Source organism: Kribbella sp. NPDC031520, from assembly GCF_055580825.1.
This window is the reverse complement of the sequence record NZ_JBVIKS010000004.1, coordinates 813327-825770: the sequence shown is the minus strand read 5'-3', so window position 1 is coordinate 825770 and position 12444 is coordinate 813327. Positions and strand designations below refer to the sequence as shown.

The 12444-nt window shown below is 68.6% G+C and carries 11 protein-coding genes; 8 read left to right on the top strand and 3 right to left on the bottom strand.

Annotated features, from left to right (window positions below):
* Positions 1-125 precede the first annotated feature (125 nt).
* From ACZ5BU_RS24655 to ACZ5BU_RS24640, 4 genes are all read left to right on the top strand, one after another.
* A complete protein-coding gene (locus tag ACZ5BU_RS24655) occupies positions 126-1721 on the top strand; it encodes an ATP-binding protein (protein ID WP_465702492.1) in 1596 nt (531 codons plus the stop codon).
* Positions 1721-2380 (top strand): response regulator, encoded by a 660-nt coding sequence (locus tag ACZ5BU_RS24650; RefSeq protein WP_465702490.1) that lies wholly within the window; start codon positions 1721-1723, stop codon positions 2378-2380. The genes ACZ5BU_RS24655 and ACZ5BU_RS24650 overlap by 1 nt, the downstream gene beginning before the upstream one ends.
* A 92-nt stretch (positions 2381-2472) precedes the next feature.
* On the top strand, positions 2473-5007 hold the full coding sequence (locus tag ACZ5BU_RS24645; protein ID WP_465702488.1) for a hypothetical protein: 2535 nt from the start codon (positions 2473-2475) through the stop codon (positions 5005-5007).
* The gene (locus ACZ5BU_RS24640; RefSeq protein ID WP_465702486.1) at positions 5004-6206 is read left to right on the top strand and encodes a hypothetical protein; all 1203 of its coding nucleotides are present in this window, start codon (positions 5004-5006) and stop codon (positions 6204-6206) included. Before ACZ5BU_RS24645 ends, ACZ5BU_RS24640 begins: the two co-directional genes overlap by 4 nt.
* Positions 6207-6222: 16 nt before the next feature.
* Here ACZ5BU_RS24640 and ACZ5BU_RS24635 read toward each other — a convergent pair whose 3' ends face one another.
* Positions 6223-6942, bottom strand: a complete 720-nt coding sequence (locus ACZ5BU_RS24635) for an AraC family transcriptional regulator (RefSeq protein ID WP_465702484.1) — start codon at positions 6940-6942, stop codon at positions 6223-6225.
* A 71-nt stretch (positions 6943-7013) separates the two neighbouring features.
* On the opposite strand from ACZ5BU_RS24635, the gene ACZ5BU_RS24630 reads away from it, so the two are divergent.
* Entirely contained in the window at positions 7014-8522 is a 1509-nt protein-coding gene (locus ACZ5BU_RS24630) for an FAD-dependent oxidoreductase (RefSeq protein ID WP_465702482.1), read from the top strand.
* 1 nt (position 8523) lies between these two features.
* Here the strand turns inward: ACZ5BU_RS24630 and ACZ5BU_RS24625 are convergent, their stop codons facing one another.
* Positions 8524-8721 carry a hypothetical protein gene (locus ACZ5BU_RS24625; protein WP_465702480.1) on the bottom strand — a complete coding sequence of 66 codons (198 nt, stop codon included), beginning with the start codon at positions 8719-8721 and terminating at the stop codon, positions 8524-8526.
* The gene (locus ACZ5BU_RS24620; RefSeq protein ID WP_465702478.1) at positions 8718-9509 is read right to left on the bottom strand and encodes a hypothetical protein; all 792 of its coding nucleotides are present in this window, start codon (positions 9507-9509) and stop codon (positions 8718-8720) included. The genes ACZ5BU_RS24625 and ACZ5BU_RS24620 overlap by 4 nt, the downstream gene beginning before the upstream one ends.
* 131 nt (positions 9510-9640) lie before the next feature.
* Between ACZ5BU_RS24620 and ACZ5BU_RS24615 the strand changes: the two genes are divergently transcribed.
* The 3 genes from ACZ5BU_RS24615 (at position 9641) to ACZ5BU_RS24605 (ending at position 12443) form a co-directional block, all read left to right on the top strand.
* Entirely contained in the window at positions 9641-10558 is a 918-nt protein-coding gene (locus ACZ5BU_RS24615) for an SAM-dependent methyltransferase (RefSeq protein ID WP_465702476.1), read from the top strand.
* A gap of 93 nt (positions 10559-10651) precedes the next feature.
* The gene (locus tag ACZ5BU_RS24610; RefSeq protein ID WP_465702474.1) at positions 10652-11569 is read left to right on the top strand and encodes an NADP-dependent oxidoreductase; all 918 of its coding nucleotides are present in this window, start codon (positions 10652-10654) and stop codon (positions 11567-11569) included.
* A 10-nt stretch (positions 11570-11579) separates the two neighbouring features.
* On the top strand, positions 11580-12443 hold the full coding sequence (locus ACZ5BU_RS24605; protein ID WP_465702472.1) for an alpha/beta fold hydrolase: 864 nt from the start codon (positions 11580-11582) through the stop codon (positions 12441-12443).
* The last annotated feature ends 1 nt before the right edge of the window (position 12444 follow it).

The window sequence follows — 12444 nt, the reverse complement described above, 5'->3', positions numbered from 1 at the left end:
TGCAGGAACCGTAGGGAAGGTGGACCCCGGCTGTAACGGTTGCTCGCGTTACCCGCCCAAGCCCCGTACTCCGCGTTTCGCGCATTTAGCTCACCGAGTCGCCGGAGCGGCGTTATGGTGAGCGGATGGTGGCTCGTCTGCGCAGGATCCGCTTCACGCGGCAACTGCTTCTGCTCCAGATCGGGCTGCTGGTGCTGGTACTCGGGGTCGGCTTCGGACTGGTTGCCTGGCTGCTGGAACGAACGCTCGAGCATCAGTACGAGCAGCGTGCGCTGAGCGTCGCCCGGACGGTCGCGGCCGACAACCGGCTGGCCGGCCTGATCCGGAAGAAGGACTCGGCGGCCGTGCAGCAGATCGCACTGGCCGACGCCTCTGCCACCGGAGCGTTGTTCGTCGTCGTGACCGACGCCAACGGCATCCGGCTGGCCCATCCCACGCCCGACCTGATCGGCAAGCCGGTCAGCACCGATCCGTCCGGTCCGCTGTCCGGCCGCGAGGTTGCGAACATCGAGCGCGGCACGCTAGGCCTGTCGGCCCGGGGCAAGGTACCGGCCAAGGACGCGTCCGGTGCCGTGGTCGGCGAAGTCAGCGTCGGTTTCGACGCCGCCGAGATCCAGAACGCGATGCTCGGTCTGCTAGCTCTGACGTCGGTGTTCGCGGTCGGTGCGCTGCTCGTCGGCGTCGCCGGGTCGAGCTGGCTCGCACGGATGCTGAAGCGCCGTACGCTCGGGCTCGAGCCGGCCGACCTGACCGACCTGATGCGCGAACGCGAGGCGGTGCTGCACGGGATCAGTGAGGGCGTGCTCGCGGTCGACACCCAGCACCGGGTCACGATGTGCAACGACGAGGCGATCCGGCTGCTCGACCGGCCGGTACGTCCCGGCATGGCCGTCGCCGAACTCGACCTGCCGCCGAGGCTGCGGGCATTGATCGACGAGGACGAGGCCGAGCCGGTCCTGGCTGTGACCGGCAAGCGCATCCTGGTCGCGAACCGCCGTCCGGTGCATCGTGACGGCAGCAACCTCGGCAGCGTACTGACGCTGCGGGACCGCACCGACGTCGAACAGCTGACCAGCGAACTGGACGCCGTACGCAGCCTGACTGCGGCGCTGCGGGCGCAGCGGCACGAGTTCGCGAACCGGATGCACACGGTCCTCGGTCTGCTCAACACCGGCGCCTACGCCGACGCGGTGGAGTACCTGAGCGCCGTCACGCAGTTCCACGAGGTCGAGTCGATCGGCGAGTCGCCGGCCCTGAAGTCCGCGACCATCCGCGCGTTCATGGCCGCCAAGACCGCCCGGGCGGCGGAGCTCGGCGTCAGCCTCACGCTGTCCGAGACCTCCTGGGTACGGCGGAAGCTCGTCGCGCCGGTCGAGGTGATCACCGTACTGGCGAACCTCGTGGACAACGCCCTGGACGCCGCGCACGCGTCCACGCACCGGCCTGCCCGCGTCGAGGTCGACCTGCTCTCCGACGGCACCCGCCTGGTGATCTCGGTCGCGAACACCGGCGACGGCATCTCGCCCGCGCAGGCCGAGACCATCTTCCTGGAGGGCGTGTCCACCCGGGGCAGCGATCGCGGGTACGGGCTGGCGATCACCCGGCAGACCGCGAAGGTCCTCGGCGGCGACGTCGTGCTCGCGAACCCCGGGCTCGACGGCACCGAGACCGTGTTCGTCGCCGAACTGCCCGCCGCCCTGGCCGAGAACGAGGAGGACTGATGATCGGCGTACTGATCGTCGACGACGACTTCCGGGTCGCGCAGGTGCACTCGGCGTACGTCGCCCAGGTGACCGGCCTCCAGGTCGTTGGTGTCGCCCACACTGCGGCCGCCGCGCTGGACGCGGTCGCGGAACTGCAGCCCGGCCTCGTACTGCTCGACAACTACCTGCCCGACCGGGCCGGCGTCGAGCTCGCCGCGGACCTGTCCGCCGACGTCTTCATGGTGACTGCGGACTCGTCGGTGCGTTCGGTCCGGGCCGCCTTCGCGGCCGGTGCGGTCAACTACCTGATCAAGCCCTTCGGACCGGATCAGCTCACCGCGCGACTCCGTGCGTACGTGCGTTACTCCACGCTGCTCGGCGGATCGGCCGAGCTGAACCAGCAAGGCCTCGACCGCGCCGTCGACGCTTTGCACGAGGCCGACAAACCTCCCGTACAGAAGGGCCGATCACCGGTGACGGAACGGCTCGTCACCGACGCTCTGCGCCAGGCCGGAGAACCTCGTACGGCGGCCGACCTCGCCGACCAACTCGGCATCTCGAGGGCAACGGCGCAGCGGTACCTCGCCGCCCTCACCGACGACGGCCGCGCCACCCTGAGCCTGCGCTACGGCTCAACAGGCCGCCCGGAACACGAGTACATCTGGCTGGGCAACTGAGCTACGCCGCGGCGATCGTTCGGAAACGCGAAGGTCCTGAGCCCTTGCTCGCCTGAAGTCGCGAGAGCACCCTGATCTCTTGGGGGGCGATCATGCCTGGGCATTTCACTCATATCTACGCGGCCCGACGCGTCGCGGATCTGCTGGCCAGTGGCGAGTTCGACGACTGGCCGGATCTCGGCGAAGGCGGTGCCGCGGTCGGGCACTACCCGCCGGAGTACTGCGGGCAGGTGATGCGGGACTGGGAGAAGTTCACCGCGATCGGGGCGATCGGGCCCGACCTGTTCTTCTTCAGCCAGGACTGGAGCAACGACCTGCTCGGGCCGCGTTCGGACCAGATCATGCTGGCGCTGGCGACGTACTACTACTTCGACATGGCGGCCGAGAACGACTGGGAGCCGTTGCTGATCATCCTCGACGAGGTGTCGTCGACGATGGCCGGCATCATCCGGTTCCTGATCAAGCTGGACAAGATCTGGCAGGACTTCGTCAAGGCGTGGAACAAGACGATCGGGCCGTTGGTGGACGCGGCGTCCGAGATTCTCGACGACCTCACCGGCGGGCTGCTGAGCCAGTTCAAGGTCGCGCTCGAGGAGCTCAAGCTCGCGATCGTGAACATCGGCGAGGAGGAGCTGAGCACCTTCGCCGACATCTGGGGAATGATGAACACCTGCATCCAGAAGGGGTGGGACGAGAAGTCGTTCCTGTGGAGCGACATGGGTCACTACCGGCGTACGTCGGCCACCTGCCAGGCCCTGGTCCGCCAGGCCGAGGCGTTCCACGACGGCTCCGAGGACGGCGGCGAGCGGTTCCAGCAGATGCTGGCGTTCGCGCTCGGCTGGATCGTGCACGTCGGGACCGACACCATCGCCCACTCGTTCGTGAACGAGCAGTGCGGCGGCCCGTACCGCGACCACCCGACCCGGCACCATCTGATCGAGAACCACATCGACGCCTGGAACTACAGCCAGAGCGGTGCGGGCGGCACGATCCCGGAAGACCCGTGGGGCAAGACCGAGGACTACCCCGAGCTGTCGATGTCGGCGCTGTGGTTCGCCGTGCAGCTGACGCCCGACGACCCGCACGGCGAACAACGACCGTCGCCGCTGCCGGACGACCCGGACGAGCGGGCCGAGGCGCTCGACGTCGACGGCGAGCTGCCCCTGTGGCTCGCGGAAGCGATCGTCGCCGCGCTGAAGGAGACGTTCGAGGACCACCCGCATCCACAGATCTACCTCGGTGACGCGTTCCAGCAGCAGATCGACCAGGGCACACTGACCGACGTCGTCCGGACCGTCACCGGACACGGCCTCGACCGGCCTTTCCAGGAGATCCTCGACGGGATCGCGCCGCCGCCGCCGTTCGACGTACCGCGCGGGTTCCCGCTGCCGTGGGAGGTGCGTACGGCGTACCGGCTGATGATCACGCTCTACAAGCTCAACTTCAACGGGACCTGGGAACTGCAGAAACCACGCAAACCCGACTTCGTGATCATGCCGCCGGCATCGGACTTCACCAACCTGCTGCAGCCGCCGGACTTCTCCGGCGTGACCGGCGACAACCCGATCGAGGACGCCTGCGCGGTGTTCGTCGCGTTGGTCGAGTGGGTGATCAAGGAGGTCGGCGCGGCCATCGAGCTCGTCGGTGACCTGATCAAGATGACGCTCAGCCCACTCACGTACCCGCTCCGGCTCGGCCTGTACGAACTCGCGATGATGATCTGGGACGTCGCGATGAAGACCCACAACGTGATGACCCACACCGGCCTGCTGATCCCGCACTCGGAGCAGCGCTACCCCGACGGCGAGCTGCGGCTCCCGAACGAGATCGACCTGCCGCTGATCACCCTCGGCGGGACCATCGACGGTGCATTCGCGCAGGCACTGGCGGACGCGATCGATCCACTCGGCCATCTGGACACCGCGGAGGACGTGATCGTCAGCCACTCGGTCCGCGACCGACGGATGCCGTTCTATCCGGTGCTCCAGTACCACGCCGACAACTCGACGCCCGACGAGTGGGAGTACCGGCGGCCGTGGGCGTACCCGTCGATCTCGGAGTTCGAGAGCGGCGGTACGAACTTCGAGGTACCGACGCCGACCGAGACGTACGACCCGTCGAAGTCGGACCCGGCCGCACCGTCGACGGCGTTCCGTCCGATGCGACCCGGCCCGTACCCGGAGGGATCCCGCCCGGACCAGGTGTTCTTCCGTACCGGCGCCGGTCACGACCCGAACGGCCGCTACGACTACGAGCATGCGCAATCGCCGTGGCAGACCGACCTTCTGAACGAGGAGCACATCGGGAAGGCCCGGGTCCGGCGAAGTCCGCTCGGCGACCCGGTGCCGTTCGCGGCGTACCTGATCGGCCGGCTGGCCAATCCGACGGGTTACGACGCGCAGTTCAACCTGGACGCCGATCGCGCGTACGCGTACCTGACCTGGGACTGGATCCGCGGCGAGCAGATCGGCACCGCGGGAATGAACTTCAAGTACCGCAAACCCGTCGTCCCGCCGCAGGGTGACACGGTCGGCTGGGACGGCGGCGCCACCCCGTTGCAGCTGCGGTACGTCGACCCGCCCGCCCCGCCGATCATCATCGGCCGCGAGGACGGAGAGCCCCGATGAGCAAGCACCGCCACTGCTGCGACGACCATCACGATCACGACCATCACGATCACGACCATCACGATCACGACCAGCACCACCACCATCACCACCACGACGACCGCTGTTGCTGCGATCACCACCGCCGGCACTGCCGTCCGGACCGGCCGGCTGACGACGGTACGTCGATCGGCTGGAACAACCCGAACCGGCCGGGCAGGCACTGCGGCACCTCTACCGGTCAAGTACCCGGCGGCGTCCTCACCCCGGGCAACTTCGGCGACAAACCACCCAACCAGTGGCCCGGGCAGCGCGGCGACCTGTATCTGCCGTTCCTGTTCATGCGGGCGAATCCCGGCGACCTCGGCGCCCGCCCCGTGGCCGGACCGTTCTGGGAGAGCCCGGACATCCTGCTGCTCGCCGGGGTCGATCCCGGTACGGCGCCCGCGGTGCCGCCCCAACTCGGGCAGACCGCACTGGCCGGTCAGCCCAACACCCTGTACGCGCACGTCTGGAACTTCGGCATCAGCCAGGCCCCGAGCGTCGTCGTCGAGTTCTACTGGTGCGACCCGACGCTCGGGATCGGCCCCGGCAGCGCGCACCTGATCGGTCAGACGACCGTCGCTCTCGGCGCCCGCGGGAGCGCTCGCTCGCACGCTGTCGTCCGCTGCCCGCAGGCGTGGGTACCGACGTTCCTGAACGGCGGCCACGAGTGCCTCGTCGTCCGCGTCTGGGACGAGACCTCGGACGGGCTCGGCACGCCCGAGCGGGACGCGGCGCTCAACCGGCACGTTGCCCAGCGCAACATCCACGTGATCGCCGCCGGTCAGTCCAACCTCGCCATGGCGGGACCGCTGATCCTCCCGGCGCCGCTGACGCTCGAGGTCGGACCACTGTACGGCGAACCTGCGACCGTCGCCGTACAGCGCGCAGCGCCCCACGAGATGCCATGGCTGCAACTGCGCACCGGTGTCCGGGGCCAGTTCCCCAGCCAGGCCGCTCCGACGGGCGTCGCTCTCCTCGGCGCGCCCCGCCCGATCGGAACCGGCACCGGCCTGGACGGCGGAGCCACCCAGCACGAGGTCTCCCACGACCACCAACAGGTCGCGTTCCACACCACGGACGACCCACCGGCGCCCGGCGAGGCCCACGTCTACCGAGTCACCGCAGCACAACAGGGCCAGGTCTTCGGCGGCTACACGGTGGTCATGCTCGGATGACGCCTGCTGCTTCCCGTCAGACGCGGTTCGTTCGGCGGTAGTGGGACGGGGACTGGCCTGTGTGGTTGCTGAAGACGCGGCTCAGGTAGAACGCGCTTCGGTAGCCGGATTGTTCGGCGATCGTTTGCAGGGTTTCGTCGGTTTCGGCGAGGAGTTCGCGGGCGCGCCGTAGACGCAGTCGGCGAAGGTGACCGGCCGGCGTTACGCCGTGGACGGCTTTGAAGCGGCGGGAGAGCTGGGCGGGGCTGATGCCCAGCCGGTCGGCCAGCTCACCCAGCGCGAGGTCCGGCGCGGTGTAGTGGGTGTGGAGGTAGGTCGTTGCCTGGTGCACCAACTTGTCGGTGGGCGCCGCGCGGTGGGCGCGCAGTGTCATCAGGACGAGGTCGGTGACTACGTGGGTCGCGATCAGCTCGGTGAGGCCGTCCTCGAGCATGGTCAGGTCGGTGCGGAGGCGGTCGAGGTCCTGCAGGCGGGTCCGGCCGATCGGTGGCTCGAGCGACGTGGTGAAGCGGGCGTGGAAGAACGCGGTGGGCGTCCGCATCCGGCGGTACAGCGCGCCGCCGGGTGGGCAGATGACGATGTCGCCGAACTTCGCCGTTCCGCCGGGTACGCCGGTGACTTCGAAGCTGAATGCACCGCTCCGGGGCAGTAACAGGCTCCAGGTTTCGTACGTGTCGACGGCCAGGCTGAACTGTTCGCGGCGTGGCGCCAGCAGGTATCCGTCGATCGTGAGCACGGCAAGAAAGTACATGCGAATGCTCAGATCGGCTATGTCGAAGAAGTAGTCGCAGCGGCAGAGTGCATGGCATGGTCGATGTCTGTGTGTACGGCGGAACCGCCGCGGGTTGTGTCGCGGCGATCACCGCGCATCAGGAAGGCGCGTCCGTCGTCCTGATCGAACCCAGCCGGTGGCTGGGCGGCATGCTCGGTGCGGGGATCAAGCCCCGGCAGGACTGCCCGGTTCCGGCCGCGGTCGGTGGGCTGACGAAGGACGCGGTGTTCGGCTTCGGCGAGCATCCGTACGGCGTCCAGCGGGCCTTCCGGGACTGGATCGCCGGCGCGGGGATCGAGGTGTACTTCGAACGCCGGGTCCGCTCGGTCACCCGCGACGGGAACCGCATCACCGCGATCCACCTGGAGACGTCGACGCCCGACCGGTGGGGTGTTCCGCTGCCGGCGGGCGAGTCGACGCCGGATGTCGACGTACAGGCCTCGGTCTTCATCGATGCGTCGTACGAGGGTGACCTGATGGCACTCGCCGGGGTGCCGTATCGCACCGGGCGTGAGTCGCGGGATGAGTTCGGCGAGGAGTACGCCGGGGTCCAGCCGGTCACCAACTGGACGCCGATCGACCCGTACGGCGACGGCGGTCTCCTCCCGCTGATCGACCCGGACCACGGCCGCCCGCTCGGCGCGGCGGACGACTACGCGCAGGCGTACAACTTCCGCTTCTACGTCACGACCGACCCGGCGGCACGCAAGGAGATCACTCCGCCGGACAGCTACTCCCCCGCCGACTACGAACTCGTACGGTGGTACGTCGCTCATCTCGGCGCCGACCTCGACGCGCTACGTGGCATCTTCCCCGGCTGGCTCAACTCCGGCGAGTACAACTACCAGCGCGCGTCCCTGATCACGAACGCCCCACTCGGCGTGAGCCGTGCGTACCAGGACGGCGACTGGGATACGCGCTCGCGGGTGTGGCGCCAACACATCGACTACCTGCGCGGTCTGCACTACTTCCTGTCGACGGATCCCGGCGTACCGGCTGAGTTCCGCGCGGAGGTCGCGGCGTACGGGATGGATGCGAGCGTCTTCCCGGAGACCGACGGCTGGCCGCCCCAGCTCTACGTGCGGGTCTCGCGTCGCCTCGACGGGCCGTACACTGTCACCCAGGCGGACGTCGCCAACCGGACCGACCCCGGCGACAGCATCGGCCTCGCGCTCTTCGGAGTCGATGTCTATCCGGTACGACGGATCGCGCATCGCGACGCCGCCACCGGACAACTCGGCGTCGCGACCGAGGGCGACATGTTCATCGGCGGCCATCTCGGAACAGGCCGGCCGTACCCGATCCCGTACCGGGCGATCACGCCGAAGCCGGCCGACTGCGGCAACCTGCTCGTCCCGGTCTGCCTGTCGGCCACCCACATCGGGTACGCCGCGACCCGGATGGAGCCAGTGTTCTGCGTACTCGCCGAGTCCGCGGCGGTGGCCGCCGTACAGTCCGTCCGCACGCGGGCCGCCGTACAGGATCTCGACCTTCCCGCTTTGCAGACACGGCTCGTCGAGCGGGGTCAGGTCATCAGCCTGTAGCTCAGTCCTCGTCTTCCTCTTCCGCTTTCTCCTTCTCGGCCTTCGCCTTTTCAGCTGCTTTGCGGGCCTCTTCGGTGGCGGCTCGGTCGGCGGCTTCGGCCGGGGTGGAGGGCTCTCGGCCCTCCACCAGCTCCTCTATCTGTTCATGGATCCGGGCGGCTCTGGCGCGACGCTCGTCCTCCTCGTCGTCGTCGCTCATGGCGTAGCCGCGGCGACGATCCGCCGTACTTCGGCCCGCAGGAAGTCCGCGCGCTCCTTCGGTGCGCCGTTCGCGGCGGCGAATTCCCGGGACGTCGAGGGGGCACCTTGCATGAACGATGCGGGTACCGCGGTGTCGCCGTCCGTGCCGCGGCGTGGGTTCGTACCGCGACTGAAGACGCCGAGACTGCGGAACTTCTTCGTACCGAACCACGTCTGCTGCCACCACTCGCGCGTCGACGGCACCTGCCAGGAGATGTAGCCGCCCTTCAGGATCGAGCGCGGCGACTTGATCGAGCTCGTGAAGCTGTACTGACGACCGTCCACCTTCTCCGCGTCGAAGAACGACGGCAGGTAGAAGTCCGACACCGTCGAACCGTTGATGTCGTAGGCGAAATCGCTGGCCTCCGACGGGTCGCACACCTCGACCAGGTACTTCACCTTCCCCTGCCCCGCCTTGATCGACGGCGCGGTCTTCGTCCGGGTACCCAGTGGATCGCCGAGCATCTCGAGTACTTCGTGGCTCGTCGTCAGCGACCAGTCCGGGCTGTAGAGCACCAGCGCGAACGGCGATCCGTCCCGGTCCAGGTGGATGCCCTGGGCGTCGTACGGGATGTCGTCGCGGACGATCACCGGCCAGTGGTCCACCGGTACGTTCGTCAGCTTGTCGAACACCGCGATCGTCGCCGGGCGCCGCCAGGCCGGCGCGAAGTCCCGGGTGATCTGGATCTGCATCGCCGCCACCGGCCCGACGAGGTCGGCCACCTTCACCGACTTGGACTCACTCACAACCGCAACGTTCCGCACTACCGCCATGACAGCCCCCCTAGGCTCCGAATAACTCATTGTGAACCCGCGCCGCCGCCCTCGTGAACAGCTCGATCCACGAATTGTCGGCGGCAACTTCTAAGCTGCCGGGCATGAGTTCAACCAGGTACGACGGAGACTCCTGGGACCTGTCGTCGAGCGTCGGGTCGACCGCGACGATGGCCGCCACGGCCAGGGCGATCGCGACCCGGACCGCCCCGCGGTTGATCGACGATCCGTTCGCGGCGCCGCTCGTACAGGCCGTTGGGGTCGACCTGCTGACCCGGCTGGCGACCGGTGCGGAGCCGCCGGGCGAACTGGTCGAGCAGGTGTGGATCGACATCGCCAAGATCCGCACGAAGTACTACGACGACTTCTTCCGCGCGGCGACCGGATCAGGCATCGGGCAGGTGGTGATTCTCGCGTCCGGACTGGACTCCCGCGCCTATCGGCTGACTTGGCCGGCGGGGACTGTCGTGTACGAGCTCGACCAGCCGGAGGTCATCGACTTCAAGACACGTACGTTGGCCGAGCTGGGCGCGGAACCGACCGCAGACCGGCGGGTGGTGCCCGTCGATCTGCGTGATGACTGGCCGAGGGCGCTGCGTGCCGCCGGATTCGATCCCGCGGTACCCACCGCGTGGAGCGCCGAGGGGCTGCTCGGGTACTTACCGCCGGATGCGCAGGATCGGCTGCTCGACACGATCACCGAACTCAGCGCCCCGGGAAGCAGGCTGGCCACCGAGAGCAGGCCCAACCCGGAGCCGGGCGACGAGACCAAGGCCAAGGAACGCCTGCAACAGATGTCAGAACGCCTGCGCACCAAAGACATGTCGGATCTGCGCTACTTCGGCGAACGCAACGAGGCAGCGCCCTACCTGGCAGGCCGCGGCTGGACGCTCGACACGGTGACGATCCGGGATTTGCTTGCTGCCAGCAACCTCCCGCCCCTGCAGGACGACACCTTGCGGATGGGTGACCTGGCTTATCTCACCGGCACGCGCCAGCCGCCTCGTCATCGAATGACGTGAATCCGTTCACAGTCGGCGGTTCTCAACCGGCCCATGATCTCGGGTGGGAATTGGCCCGGGCGATCGGGTGTCGGGCGTCGTACGGTCGGGGGTATGGAACGAACAAGTATGCGTGCCGTTGCGGCGTCGGATCGTGAGGCGGGCGTTGGCGGGATCTCGCTGACCGAGCTGCCGTATCCGCGGGCCGCGGAGAACGATGTTGTGATGCGGGTCCATGCCGCCGGTTTCCTGAAGGGCGAGCTGGACTGGCCTTCTACCTGGACCGATCGGGCCGGACGGGACCGGGCGCCCAGTGTGCTCGGGCACGAGGTGTCGGGAGTGGTGGTCGAGCTCGGGTACGGAACGACCGGCCTGACCATCGGGCAGCGGGTGTTCGGCCTGACCGACTGGGCCCGGAACGGATCGCTCGCCGAGTACACCGCCGTCGAGGCGCGCAATCTCGCGCCGCTTCCGGCCGACATCGACCACGTCACCGCGGCCGCCGTGGTGATGCCTGGGCTGACGGCGTGGCAGGCGTTGTTCGACCACGCTCACCTTCAAGCGGGCCAGACCGTTCTCATCCATGGCGCGGGCGGCTCCGTCGGCTCGGTCGGCGTACAGCTGGCCCGTGAAGCCGGAGCGCACATCATCGGCACCGGCCGTAAGGCGGACCGGGACCTGGCCGGCTCGCTCGGCGCCCACGACTTCATCGACCTGGACAGCGACCGGCTCGAGGACGCGGGCGAGGTCGACGTGGTGTTCGACGTGGTCGGCGGCGACATCCTCAACCGTTCCATCGCGCTGCTGCGACCCGGCGGCACCCTGGTCACGGTCAACGAACCCCCAGCCACTCAGCCGGACGACGGCCGGGCGATCTTCTTCGTCGTCGAGCCCGACCGGGAACAGCTCACCCAGCTGGCAGCCCGCCTCCGCGACGGACGCCTGGCCCCGCTGGTCAGCGCGGTCCGCCCACTCGCGGACGCACCCGCCGCCTTCACCGAACGAGGCCGATCCGTCATCACCGTGATCTAAGCTCGGCAGAGTGGAGACCCTCGAGGTAGGTGACGGGCGGGTTCTGGAGTACGTCGTCACGGGCCCGGCGGACGGTACGCCGTTGGTTCTGCATCACGGGACGCCCGGAGTCGGCATGGTGCTCGATCCGCTCGCGGAGGCGGCAACGAAGTACGGGCTGCGGTTCGTCTCGCACAGCCGGCCCGGATACCGGACGAGCACTCCGCGGGCCGACCGTACCGTCGCCGATGTCGCGGGCGACGTGAGTCTGTTGCTCGACGCAATCAACGCCGACGGGTTCGTCACGATCGGCTGGTCCGGCGGTGGACCACATGCCCTTGCTTGCGCGGCGCTGCTCCCGCAGCGGTGCCGGGCGGCGGCGATCATCGCGGGCGTAGCGCCGTACAACGCCGAAGGGCTGGACTGGCTGGCCGGAATGGGTGCCGAGAACGTCGCCGAGTTCGGTGCTGCCGCGACCAGCGTCGAGGCGCTCGACGGATTCCTCGCGGAGACGGGTGCGGACCTGAAGGACGTGCAGCCCGCAGACCTCATCGCCGCGTTCGGCGACCTGTTGTCGGCGGTCGACCAGCAGGCGCTCCGCGACGGGCTGGCCGGATATCTCGCGGAAGGCTGCCGGGCGGCAGTCTCACACGGGTACGACGGCTGGCGGGACGACGACCTCGCGTTCATCGCCGACTGGGGCGTCGACCTCGCGAGCATCCGGGTCCCGGTCTCGATCTGGCAGGGCGACCAGGACCGCATGGTCCCCCGCGACCACGGCCGCTGGCTCGGCGAGCACGTCGCCGGTGCGACCACCCACCTGGTCCCCGGCGAGGGCCACCTGTCGCTGATGAAGAACATCGACGCCATCGTGGCCGAACTCGCCGGGGCCTGAG

Coding starts and splice junctions, on each gene's coding strand:
- ACZ5BU_RS24655 (WP_465702492.1), top strand. CDS start 126: ATGGTGGCTCGTCTGCGCAGGATCCGCTTCACGCGGCAACTGCTTCTG.
- ACZ5BU_RS24650 (WP_465702490.1), top strand. CDS start 1,721: ATGATCGGCGTACTGATCGTCGACGACGACTTCCGGGTCGCGCAGGTG.
- ACZ5BU_RS24645 (WP_465702488.1), top strand. CDS start 2,473: ATGCCTGGGCATTTCACTCATATCTACGCGGCCCGACGCGTCGCGGAT.
- ACZ5BU_RS24640 (WP_465702486.1), top strand. CDS start 5,004: ATGAGCAAGCACCGCCACTGCTGCGACGACCATCACGATCACGACCAT.
- ACZ5BU_RS24630 (WP_465702482.1), top strand. CDS start 7,014: ATGGTCGATGTCTGTGTGTACGGCGGAACCGCCGCGGGTTGTGTCGCG.
- ACZ5BU_RS24625 (WP_465702480.1), bottom strand. CDS start 8,721: ATGAGCGACGACGACGAGGAGGACGAGCGTCGCGCCAGAGCCGCCCGG.
- ACZ5BU_RS24615 (WP_465702476.1), top strand. CDS start 9,641: ATGAGTTCAACCAGGTACGACGGAGACTCCTGGGACCTGTCGTCGAGC.
- ACZ5BU_RS24610 (WP_465702474.1), top strand. CDS start 10,652: ATGGAACGAACAAGTATGCGTGCCGTTGCGGCGTCGGATCGTGAGGCG.